Below are 9239 nucleotides of genomic sequence, written 5' to 3'. Positions count from 1 at the left end.
CCGGGCAGTCCGGGTTTTCTTCTTCATTGCCCCCGCAATCTGGATTCTCTCCCGCATTTGGGCAGTCCGGATTTTCCATACATTCCGGATTTCCTTCACCATCCGGGCAGTCCGGGTTTTCTTCTTCATTGCCCCCGCAATCTGGATTCTCTCCCGCATTTGGGCAGTCCGGATTTTCCGGTCCCGGCTCAGGATTCGGTTCCGGCACAGGCGTTGGTCCAGGCGTATTTCCATCTCCCCCCGGAAGTCCTGCTGGAGGGGGGCTATATTCCGGAAGAGGTTCAGATATTGGGCTGTTCTCTCTGTTTCGTTCGGCAGCTTGTGGCTGTCTTTGTAAAAATGACTGTCTTTGCTCCTCGGAAAGTGCAGCTAAATACTTCTGTAAGGCAGCGTCCTCCCTCTGTTTTTTCGCTTCCTCCAACTTTCTCTTCTGCTCTTCCAGCTTTCTATTCAGTTCTTCAATTTGCCGTTTTGCTTGTTCAGCAAGCAATTGCTTTTGTTGTTCAGCCTGTTTTTGAGCACGCAGCGAAGCATTTTGCAGGGACTCCCGCTGCTGTAATTGCGCTTCCATTGATGCATTTCTTGCCTGCTCAGCCACTGAAAGAATCACTCCGTCTAAATTTGTTCTTAATGCGTCCAAATCAGGTTCATCAGTTATTTCTTGATTGTTACGTATGAGAGACGAGTTTTCCCCATCAATCTGCCTTTTCGCATCTAAAATCGCCTGAAGAACATTTGGACTGCCAGAATTGATTAAATTCTCCATGACTAAATTATTCGGAGTTGCCTGTTCTGGGAAAACGACAATTTGCTGGTTAGGAACCAATACTGGATTGGAAGGAGGAATCGATGGATTTGTTACATTAATTACTCCTGAAAAAAGTCCTACTACAGATTGTCCTGTAACAGGGTCCACACCGACAAAAAAGCTTGTCCCTTTAATATGAAAAGTTTCGTTATGGGCAAAAAATGTAAAATGATCACCTGTTTCATAAATAGGTGTTACATTAACTAAAGCATCGCCTGAAATTAAACGCAGTGATGTATAATTTTTATCCTCTTTGTAAAGTTCTTCAATGAACAGAGCAGAGTTTTCGCTTAAATAAAGATGATCCTCTGTGTCTGATGCAAACAATATGACATTTGAATTTGCCTTCGTAATGATTTTATCGCCTTGTCCTGCCTTCATCCCATCCATAGCCTGTATTTGCTTCGGACTTCCTGCTTTTTGTATATACACGGACCCGTTTGGAGCGACAATTTCCAAAAGCCGTCCTTCCTTCTCTGCGGCTGCCTGTGAAGAGAAATTAAAAAGCAAGAACAGGAAAGATGTGATAAAAAGCAGTGTTTTGCAATGCCTCATAGTTTGTGCCTCCCTTATAGCATAGTAATTACCGCATCGTATATTTTCCTATTTCTCCGCTTCCGCTCTGAACGACAATTAATTGACCTTGATCAATCAGCAGATCCGTCGGCAATTGGTTATTTACAGAAAGAGTCGAGACTTCTCCATTCTCAATAAGACGTATAGCATTATTAAGTGAATCTGCCACGAACAGCTGTCCTTTCTCATTTAATGCAAGGCCGCGCGGGTAATAGAATTGAGCCTGTTCAGCCTTTCCGTCCCGGTGACCATGAATACCGTAAATACCATTTTCAGCAAATTGGCCAGCAAATGTTGACACTGTATTTGCCTCCAGGTCAATGTAGCGGATGACATGATTACCGCTATCGCTCACGAAAAGATTCCCTTTTGCATCCAATAAAAGACTCGTCGGCTCATTGAAGAGGGCTTCGCTGATTTTACCGTTTTGATAACCGCCCGCCACTTCAATATAGCCATCCGCCATCTCTATTACCCGAAGCTCATTATTCGTTAATGTTGACACTTCACCATCTGACGTAATTTTGCGAATCGTATGATTGAGTGTATCCGAAACAAAAAGGGTTCCATCCTGTGCCAATGCAAGACCGTATGGATAGTAGAATTCAGCCTGTTCCCCTTTTCCGTCTTTGATCCCCGGATTTCCGCTGCCCGCATAGGTTGTTACATTGCCATCAGACGCGATTTTACGGATAACATGATTTGCGCTGTCCGCGATAAATAAAGCGCCATCATCCCTAGATACAATCGTCATCGGTGATTGAAATAAGGCCTCATCAATATTCCCATCCAAAAGCACGCTTAACGGACTCGACTCCCCACCAACAAAATAAGCATCCCCTGTATAGGTGCTTACTTGTTGATTCGAAAGCATGCGGATCATATGATTTTCGGTATCGCTTATATAATAGCTTTGATGAACCTTTGCGATATGCTGGGGTGATCTGAATTTTGCATCGTGTGCCTGTCCATCCAGATGTCCATAACTGTTTGAACCTGCTATGACAGCATAGTCTGCCAATAAAAGTGATGGTGCTTGCAATCGGTAAAGCAGTAAGGCAAACTGGCTGCGTGAAATCGGCTCATTCGGCGAAAAGTTTTGAGCTGATGTTCCCTTTGTCAATTTTGATGAATAGAGATTATTGACATAAGGATAATACCAGGCATCGGCAGGCACATCCTCAAATGGAAGCTCCTCGGATGTCCCCGGCAGCTGGAAATGCAGAGCAAAAATTTTTGCCATCTGTGCCCGCGTCAGAGTTGCATCAGGCCGAAATGTCTGATCCTCATAGCCTGTCATAATTTTTGAGTTGGCAGCATGCATAATTGCTTCGTAATAAGGGTGATTCTCTGGGACATCTTTAAAAGAAATATTCCCGCCTGGATTTCCTCCATTGGAAAGCTCCGCAAGCACTATCGCCACTTCACCACGGGTTATCGGTGCATGCGATTCGAATAGCGCACTGTCCATTTTTTCGGGTACCATTGTCTCAAAAAATTCCCATGCTTTTGCTTTTTCAGTGTCAGCATTCGCAAATCCAGTAGCCGTGGCACCGAATATGCTAAAAAGCACTACAAAAGCGAAAAAAAGTCGTTTCATTTTATACCTCCCTCTATAAATATTTAATATTCATAGGTTTCTCCATTTAAAGCGTCAAAAAACTTCGACACATATATCCATCTTATATATTTAATGTGGATTTCTTAAAAGTCATTAAATTGCAGGAATATTTAACAGACTATGATATAATATTCTTCATAAAAAGCTTAAAGCCTTGTGTCTAAAGAATCATTTTCTTTCAACTATAAAAAGCTAGTTATATAAAGAGTTCATCATCATAGTATAAGGTTGATTTCTATTATGGCTTGGAGACAAAAGAGGTAAAAGCGCTAAGAATGAAGTGCGGATGAGTCACCGGGATGGTTCTCAATACGATGATAAAGAACCTTCCCCATTGCTCCGGAGCTTAGATAACAGCTTTCTTATCAAACACACTAAAAAATTCGCAAAAGAGAACAATTATTTATTCCATCCACCAATCAAATTGGTCATACCATTTTAGCAGCTTTTCGTTACGGCAATGCTTTATTTTTTCCAATGGGAAAAGCTCTTCATACATTTCCTGCATTAGCATTTTTAATTCTGCTGCATTTTGGGAATTGCGGTGCAGTACAGTTAAAGCGAGAAGAATATGCTTGTACTCATCATATAAAGGTATTGTATAAAGCGCTATATCAATATAATCTGTCGGCTTTATACATGGCAATCTTCCCCAAAGTTCCATGATCAGCTGGTCGACAAAATCCATGGAATACGGAATTGATTTTCTCAAATATTTCGTTGTTTCATGAAATACGTAATTATAGAGAAGGATAGCTTCTTCCCTTCTTCCATTAACAGCTAGCCATTCGGAAGCCATAACCCCCACTATGTATAAATGGACAATTCGTTTATCCGTTTCATATGTTCTCTCATTCAGTATTCCCCAGCCCTCTTTCGGCTCATTAATTCGTTCGACAGCATTCATAAAATTGGCGAATGGCGAATCCAGTTGCGCTAAAATCCCTGCAGAAAGCCAGGCAAATTTGAAATAATCCAAATCCTGCTGGAAATCGATGGACCAGTAAAATTCCTTTTGCCCGATAACCGTTAAATAGCCATCCCATAGTTCACCACATGCTTTCATGTCATCTGCCTCAAAACATAGTAACATCGCTACTAGCAAAGACGTCTGTGTTTGTTTGCTGTGCAAAAATGCCATCGCTTCATTGAAATTCCCTAAAAGATGTTCAATGCATACCTTCCTTACATCTTTATAAATGTTCTTCTTAGGCAGTGCATCGATTTGAATATGGCAAAGAGCAAGCAGGATCATCTCTGTTACCAACGTAATATTAACAGTTGATAACCTTTCCACCAACTGCTTTATTGCATATGGCCATTCCTTGGATTGCCAATTTTCCTTTTCCGAATGGATCAAATGAAGAATTTCCTTATGTTCATCCAAGTATATCCAGTGATCTGTTGCATAATGGGAAAGCTGATTACTGATTGCTTCTGCAGCATCAAAATATTCGTAAAGAAATAATGCGGCAAGAAGTTTAATCTCTTTCTTTCCGTTATATTGTTCAAGACAGGATAATTCAAAAAGTATGACCAAAACTTCTTTCCAAAGCTCCAATTTGCGAATTGGAGAAATTGCGGCCATCTGAATATGGATATTCGGCAGCTTTGTCAGCCATTTCACCCATTGTCTTTTATCTTTGGCAAACAGCAGATCATTTTTAAATCTGATGGCATTCGCCAACAGCAAGCCCCTACCTATATGCCTGGACTCAGTAATATAGCGCCATTCATCATTTAAATATTGTTCATTGAATTTAAACTGTCCGTCATAACTATCCCAATATCTTTTTTTCCGATAGTAGCCCCATGTCCTTGCCAATTCCAAAGGATGCTCAAAATACGGCAGCTGTATTATGTACTGCTCGAGAAGGTCGAATTTATCTTTAGGAAAATGCTCCAACCACGCTTCATATATTGGATGGTGGCAAAACAACTTCTCTGCAAGTTGCTCACAAATTTTATAATCTGTCGGGCAAAATTTCGCCAATGCGACTCCTAAGCCGATGCAAATCGCATAAATCTCCAGATCCTCCGTATTAAGCAGATTATTTTCGGCATGTTCTTCCATCACGACCGCTGCCACTTGCGCGATTTTTCCTTCCAGTTGTTTTTCTTCATTCAATTCAGATGATGATGCAAATTTAACGCCCAATGATTGCAATATACGGATAGCAGCTGACTCTGTTCGTTTTGACCATAGTTCGATCGGATGCTTTATCAGAAATTCTGCTCTCTCTTCTTTTATCCGTTTGCATTCCAGCAAATTATTTGGACACAAACGTATTCGCCAATCTTCGCTTATCATAACAAACCTCCAGCATAAAACTTAATAATCGCTTAGTTGAATAGCTTTAACTACCCGCATTAAACCCCTTTACTTTCCAGTTTCGGCTTCCTCAGCTTTCGGCGAAAATCCTTATAGCTTTCTTTCCCCGTTAAACGTTTAAATTTCCTTACAGTATTCGCCATCTGCATATTAAGATGGAATGCCTGCATAAATGCAATTTCATTTTCATAGACTAATTGACTCTTTGCATCAAATAATCTTACTTTAAATCTAGTTGGCATATAAGGTAAGGAAATGAGCATCCTTTGATTCGTAATCCTCTTTCTTAAATGAAAACCTTGACCATAAATATGAATATCACATATTTCTATTTCCCCGCCAATCATCGACTTTCCCATTCTTTCATAAAAAGCCGCGATAATAGCTGTATGCTCTGGTGCGCCCAAGATGTTGACCAGTCTCAAATACGGATTCGGCAATGCCAGCAGCACCGCCCCGATAAACTCTTTATATATAGACAAATCATAGCCGAGATATTGTTTTGTTAAAAAGGCTACTTTAGCGAAATCTTGCTCGGTCAACTGATGTAATGTTGCCTGCTTTTCCTCAAACAATGCGCAAACACGAAATGCTACAGATCGTCTCGGCAGTATATGCTCCAATGCAGTGCTCGGGTATTTCGTTTCCTTAGTTAAAACAGGAACTTCCGCAGGCGGATCCAATATCAAATGATCAAAGGAAACAATCGCCACATTCTCCATCATTCTCGGACCTCTAAAATACGCCAATCCCTCTTCTGCCGTTTCTTTAAACTCCCTTCTCAAATAAAGTGTCCGTTCCTGATCAAGGCTAATGCCCACAAAAGGAACCTTCTCCCCATTTTTGTCCAATGACTCAATCGGAAGAGAATATTGTTGTTCAATCGGACAAGCCTCTACAATGGATAAAATATTGTAGTGCCTGTTCTGGATGCGATCATGAATCCAAAGTGCAGTAATCTCTGTTCTCTCATATTCCTGAATAATCGTATCTAAATCCATGACAACTCCCCCTTATTTTTATGGAAATTAGAACCCGCAGCATGGAATGGAGTAAATACGGAAACTCAACTATACATTGCCCCGCTCTGCATTTCCTTCATTTTCCTTATTTTAGTTTTATCATACCACCGCTTCGCCTAACGAAATAAAATGTCCATAATAATGGACACTTTGGATGGGGGTGAAATTCTAAGAAAGAAATATGCAGGTATTCCTTATAAATCAGTAGCTATTTCAGGGCATGGTTCTTTTTTTGAACAGGAAACAGGATATTATATTTTTATTTAAGTGGTTTTTACTTTCTCAGATGAAATGGAAATTATGTGGACGAGTTCTACTTTTTCGCATAAACATTCTACTTTACGAGCGGCGGGTTCTACTTTTGCTTGAGTGGATTCTACTTTCTCAGGCGAAGAGGAGATTATGCAGACGGGTTCTACTTTTTTACGAAAACGTTCTACTTTACGAGCGAAGTGTTCTAATTTCGCTTAAATTTTTTCTACTTTTCATGCAAAGAGTTCTACTTTCGCTTGAATTGATTCTACTTTCTAAGATGAAGTAGTAGTTATATGGGCGGAATTCTACTTTTTTAAGAAAACAACATTCTATTTTTCATGAGAAAGGTCCTACATATCACGAGGTGGGTTCTACTTTCGTATGAATTTGTTCTACTTTCTCGGATGAAGTGATAGTTATGTGAATGGGGTTTTACCTTTTTAGGGAAGCTTTCTTCTTTTCCATTGAAACATTATATTTTTGCTTGAGTTGGTACTACTTTTCTTGTGGAATGTTCTATTTTCTTCGGGAAATTGGAAAAATAGAAAGCCTATTACTAAACTTTCATAGAAATACTCTAAGTTATTGCTTTAACTGCCCGCATTAAAAAAGCGTGTAAAAAGTAATTAACTTTTTACACAGCTTCTCTTAAAATAATTCAAATCTCCCGAATTAACGTCCACCAATAACATCCCAAATAGCTAAAAAAATCGATAACATATCTGCCTTTCCTCCTATCGTTTATATACTAATAATGATAGAGGGATTTTTTTATATTCAGTTTTAATGTAAAGTATTATTGACATGATATTTTTTTAGGAGGTATGACGATGCCAGCAAATATAGGAATTATCATTAAAGAAATACGTCTGTCTAAAAAGATCTCATCAGAGACACTCTATAAAGGAGTTTTCTCTCGACAAGCGAGGAGTAACTTTGAAAAAGGAATAAGCGATACTACTGTCAATAAATTTTTCATAATATTGGATCGCTTAAATCTTTCGCTCGAAGAATTTTATGTGGCTTTCACTCAAAATGAAAATGCTGAATTACATTTATTCAACAATATTGCACCAGTTTTCTATGGAAAGGATATCGCTGGGTTAAAATTGCTTATAACAACGTTAAAAGAGGAATATAAAAAAACAAATAATATTAAATATTATCACTACCAAATAATGGCAAAATGCATGTTAAATTCACTTAACAATAAAGCGGCCTCTAATGACTTTGAAATCTTAAGTAATTATTTGAATAATTGTGAGTCTTGGGGGTATTATGAAATCATGCTTTTCTCCAATTCAATCAATTACTTTTCTCAAGAGCTTATCGATACCGTATTCAAAAGAGTAAAAAACACAATTATTAACTTTCAAAAACTGCAAAGATATAAAAATGAATACTCCATGCTTTTACTAAATATTATTACGAAAAGCTTGTTTGAATTTAAATACCAAATAGCTAAGAAATACTTTAAGGAATATGAAAAACTTGCTGATATTTTACAAAATGATATGTATTACCAATCAATGAAAATCTATTTCCATGAAGTAATAAGCATCATGATAAACAAAGAACATCCTACAGATGAACTAGAAAAAATAGTAACGATTATAGGTTATCTCAATATGAAAAATAAACAAAAACAATGCATCGACCTTTTAAAGCATTTGAAGCTTAACGTCCAAAAAAATCCAAACAATCAGTCAGTGATCCCTTTTCAAATAAAAAAATAGTTATAAAAAACATGAAGTCAAAGTGGAAAATGTATTTCATGTTTTTTTATTTTGCTTGCAGTTAATTTTTTAATTCTATGTAAATTCTCCCCCCACTGCAAGACTCATAAATTAAGCTTTTCCATAATGCTCATCATGGAGGAAAGGAAATCCAATTTTGTCTTGGATCAAGCTACTTTTGCTATAGTTTATGCCACTTTCTTTAGCGATATGCTAATTGAAAGAGGAGGCGAAATTCTACTTTTTCGTGAATATTAGTCACCTTGCACATGACATTAGCCACTTTCCCTATATTTTTTTAATCGATATTATTAGATAAGAAGGAAAGGGGAAGAAAAAAACTAAATTAGTTGAAAACAAGCGAAACTTCGGATTTATTATTAATTTGTCGCTACTCCTAATTTGTTAACTTTTGTATAGAATGCAGTACTCAATTATACGTCCATCAATTGTTGTAACCCTCTCACACTACGTCTTATCCTATAATTCTTCTCAAATTGATGTACATAATTTGGATTTTCCTGTAACCGATTAGTGAAGCCCGTTGCCTTAAACCTTCATCTGCTTCATTGCTCCATTTATTTCCCTCCATCTTTGCTATTTTAAAGCATTCAATTGCCGCTTCCTTTTCCCATGCTGTATTATATTTTTCACTCGAAGTGTTCTACTTTTCATGCGGGGTTTTTACTTGTGCTCCTGTTTATTCCGCTTTCTCGAGTGGAATGGCTAAGTTGGGGGCATAGTTCTACTTTTTCAGGGAAATGTTCTACTTTCTCTATTAATAGTTCTACTTTCCATGCCAAAGATTCTACTTTTGCTCCAGTATTTTCTACTTTTACTCCTGTTTGTTCTACTTTCTCGAGTGGCATGGCTAAGTCGGGGACATAGT

The 9239-nt window shown here is 38.2% G+C and carries 6 protein-coding genes; 1 reads left to right on the top strand and 5 read right to left on the bottom strand.

What is annotated here, in order from left to right:
- From ACTHOQ_RS15210 to ACTHOQ_RS15195, 4 genes are all read right to left on the bottom strand, one after another.
- Nucleotides 1-1363 (bottom strand): FecR family protein (locus ACTHOQ_RS15210; protein ID WP_502229922.1); only part of this gene is annotated, 1363 nt, incomplete at its 3' end.
- A gap of 28 nt (nt 1364-1391) precedes the next feature.
- Nucleotides 1392-2984: an S-layer homology domain-containing protein gene (locus ACTHOQ_RS15205; protein ID WP_440496999.1), complete on the bottom strand. Its 1593-nt coding sequence runs from the start codon at nt 2982-2984 to the stop codon at nt 1392-1394.
- 424 nt (nt 2985-3408) lie between these two features.
- Complete coding sequence (locus tag ACTHOQ_RS15200) at nt 3409-5316, bottom strand: hypothetical protein (RefSeq protein ID WP_440496998.1); 1908 nt, start codon at nt 5314-5316, stop codon at nt 3409-3411.
- A 59-nt stretch (nt 5317-5375) separates the two neighbouring features.
- Nucleotides 5376-6338, bottom strand: a complete 963-nt coding sequence (locus ACTHOQ_RS15195) for a hypothetical protein (RefSeq protein ID WP_440496997.1) — start codon at nt 6336-6338, stop codon at nt 5376-5378.
- Nucleotides 6339-7444: 1106 nt separating this feature from the next.
- Between ACTHOQ_RS15195 and ACTHOQ_RS15190 the strand changes: the two genes are divergently transcribed.
- Nucleotides 7445-8350 carry an Rgg family transcriptional regulator gene (locus ACTHOQ_RS15190; RefSeq protein WP_440496996.1) on the top strand — a complete coding sequence of 302 codons (906 nt, stop codon included), beginning with the start codon at nt 7445-7447 and terminating at the stop codon, nt 8348-8350.
- A gap of 671 nt (nt 8351-9021) precedes the next feature.
- Here ACTHOQ_RS15190 and ACTHOQ_RS15185 read toward each other — a convergent pair.
- Nucleotides 9022-9239: hypothetical protein (locus ACTHOQ_RS15185; RefSeq protein ID WP_440496995.1), on the bottom strand; the 218-nt coding region annotated here is incomplete at its 5' end.

Source organism: Solibacillus silvestris, from assembly GCF_051967575.1.
Classification (GTDB): Bacteria; Bacillota; Bacilli; order Bacillales_A; family Planococcaceae; genus Solibacillus; species Solibacillus silvestris_B.
The sequence above is the reverse complement of the archived record's forward strand: the minus strand, read 5'-3'. Positions and strand labels throughout refer to the sequence as shown.